The sequence below is a fragment of the Seonamhaeicola marinus genome, assembly GCF_008085455.1.
Map to the genome: position 1 here is coordinate 1 of NZ_VSDQ01000398.1, position 510 is coordinate 510.

Here is a 510-nt window from a genome sequence, read left to right on the forward strand (position 1 = left end):
TTCTTTATATTCATCAATTATTTTTTTTGAGAAAAAGCTAAAGCTCTGGTTTTTTTCAAATTCAGGAACTATATAATGGTAGTTAGTATCAAACCACTTTGTCATTTCCATGGCAGTAACATCAATGTGGTCATTTTGCAATCCGCGGGCCATTGCAAAATATAAATTTAGTAAATTATTGTGGTTTATTTTTTTAAATCTCTCAGGTATGCAACCCAAAGTTAGGCAGGTATCTAAAACTTGGTCATAAAAAGAGAAATCGTTTGATGGTATGCTGTCTATACCAATTTGTTGTTGGTTTAACCAATTATCTTTTTTAATGTTTGAAGCAGTATTTATTAAGTCTGTTTCGGTAGTTTTACCCGCCCAATATTGCTCACAAGCTTTTTTAAGTTCTCTGGTTTTGCCAATTCTTGGGTAGCCTAAAATAGTAGTTTTCATGGTGTTTTAAATGGTTTTTATTACTGTTCAAAATTATATTTTTAGAATAAAAACAAATAATAACTCTGT

1 pseudogene is annotated in these 510 nt (G+C 30.0%); it reads right to left on the reverse strand.

Annotation, left to right across the window (positions count from 1 at the left end):
* Positions 1-441 (reverse strand): annotated as a pseudogene (locus FUA24_RS05130) (5-methyltetrahydropteroyltriglutamate--homocysteine S-methyltransferase); the annotation flags it as partial.
* Between the last annotated feature and the right edge of the window lie 69 nt (positions 442-510).